Genomic DNA, 1,856 nt, shown 5'->3' with positions numbered 1-1,856 from the left:
TGCTTTAAGCACCCCGGGCATTCAGCTTGCCAACCATCCCTCTCATCCCGATTCTAACTCCTACGCAAGACACAAGCGGGCTTGCTCGCGAAGGCTGACTAAAGGGCGCTACAAGAATTACTTTTTCCAGCGATCCGCCGCTGCATGATCACTGTCCCGCCCCTCAACCCAACGCGGCCCGTCGCTGGTGTTTTCTTTCTTCCAGAACGGTGCACGGGTTTTCAGGTAGTCCATGACAAAAGCGCAGGCATCGAATGCGGCCTGGCGATGGGCGCTGGCGGCGCCGACGAACACGATCGGCTCGCCCGGCTCGAGCGCGCCGATGCGATGCAGCACCTCCAGTTTCAGCAGCGGCCAGCGCTGCTCGGCTTCGATGGCGATTTTGCCGAGGGCTTTTTCGGTCATGCCCGGATAGTGCTCAAGAAACATCCCCGCCACATCCAGCCCGTCATTGAAGTCGCGCACGTAGCCGACAAAACTCACCACCGCGCCGACGCCGACATTGGCCGCGTGCATCGCGTTGACTTCAGCGCCCGGGTCGAACGGCGTGGCCTGCACACGAATCGCCATGGCTCAGCCTCCGGTCACGGTGGGGAAAAACGCCACTTCGTCGCCATCGACCACAGGCTCGTCGAGCTGGCAGAGGTCTTCGTTGCGTGCGCACATCAGGTTCTGTTCGCTCAGTACTTCAGCGCCATCCCGTTGCGCAAGCAATGCACGCACGTCGTCGACGGTAGCGAAATCACCTTCCACCTTCAGCGAATCCACGCCCAGCGCTTCACGGTAACGGGCAAAAAACCTCACGGTCAGGTTCATGGCTGCTCCGCTTGAAAGTGCCCGCTCTTGCCGCCGACCTTCTCCAGCAGACGCACGCTTTCGATGGTCATGCCGCGATCGACGGCTTTGCACATGTCGTAGATGGTCAGGGCGGCGACGCTGGCGGCGGTCAGCGCTTCCATCTCGACGCCGGTCTGCCCGGACAGTTTGCAACGGGCGACGATGCGCACGGTGTCTTCGCCGTCAGCGCTGAGTTCGACTTTGACGCCGGTAAGCATCAGCGGGTGGCACAGGGGAATCAGATCGCTGGTTTTCTTCGCCGCCTGAATGCCGGCAATGCGCGCCACGGCGAACACGTCCCCCTTGGGATGGCCGCCGCTGACGATCATCTGCAGCGTTTCGGGGAGCATGCGCACCAGCGCTTGGGCCGTCGCTTCACGGAACGTCACGGCTTTTTCGGTGACGTCGACCATGTTGGCGCGACCTTGGGAATCGAGATGAGTCAGCACGGGATTACTCCTGATCAGGAGCGGGGATTGTAAACCTGCGGGTCAAATTTCCGCATCATTGATTATGAAATCACCACTATCCCCTGTGGGAGCGGGCTTGCTCGCGAATGCGGTGTATCAGGCACACATTTGGTGACTGGCACAGCGCATTCGCGAGCAAGCCCGCTCCCACATTGGTTATGCATTTATCCAGAAAAAAACCGGGCGGCTTTTGGGGCCGCCCGGTTTTGGTTGTGATGCAGTTACAGATGGGTTTCGGCGTATTCAGCCAGGATCGAGCGAGGCACCCCTTGCAGGGTGATGTGCACACCGTTCGGGAAATCCTTGAAGCGTTCGGTCAGGTAGGTCAGCCCGGAGCTGGTCGCGGACAGGTAAGGGGTGTCGATCTGTGCGAGGTTGCCCAGGCACACCACTTTCGAACCGGCGCCGGCACGGGTGATGATGGTTTTCATCTGGTGCGGTGTGAGGTTCTGACATTCGTCGATCAGGATCAGGCTCTGCTGGAAGCTGCGACCACGAATGTAGTTGAGTGATTTGAACTGCAGCGGCACTTTGCTGAGGATGTAGTCG

4 protein-coding genes are annotated in these 1,856 nt (G+C 59.9%); all 4 read right to left on the bottom strand.

What is annotated here, in order from left to right; genetic code table 11:
- Positions 1-117: 117 nt before the first annotated feature.
- The gene (gene moaE / locus ACIP1X_RS28820; protein ID WP_038357637.1) at positions 118-570 is read right to left on the bottom strand and encodes a molybdopterin synthase catalytic subunit MoaE; all 453 of its coding nucleotides are present in this window, start codon (positions 568-570) and stop codon (positions 118-120) included.
- 3 nt (positions 571-573) lie between these two features.
- Positions 574-816, bottom strand: a complete 243-nt coding sequence (gene moaD / locus ACIP1X_RS28815) for a molybdopterin converting factor subunit 1 (RefSeq protein WP_053117314.1) — start codon at positions 814-816, stop codon at positions 574-576.
- Entirely contained in the window at positions 813-1,286 is a 474-nt protein-coding gene (moaC, locus tag ACIP1X_RS28810) for a cyclic pyranopterin monophosphate synthase MoaC (protein WP_016985015.1), read from the bottom strand. Before moaC ends, moaD begins: the two co-directional genes overlap by 4 nt.
- A 242-nt stretch (positions 1,287-1,528) precedes the next feature.
- Positions 1,529-1,856, bottom strand: a 328-nt coding sequence (locus ACIP1X_RS28805; RefSeq protein ID WP_400755966.1) for a PhoH family protein, incomplete at its 5' end; no start/stop codon positions are given.

The organism is Pseudomonas sp. NPDC088885 (assembly GCF_044750025.1).
GTDB classification, from domain to species: Bacteria; Pseudomonadota; Gammaproteobacteria; order Pseudomonadales; family Pseudomonadaceae; genus Aquipseudomonas; species Aquipseudomonas rustica.
This window is presented reverse-complemented; position numbering and strand designations above follow the sequence as displayed.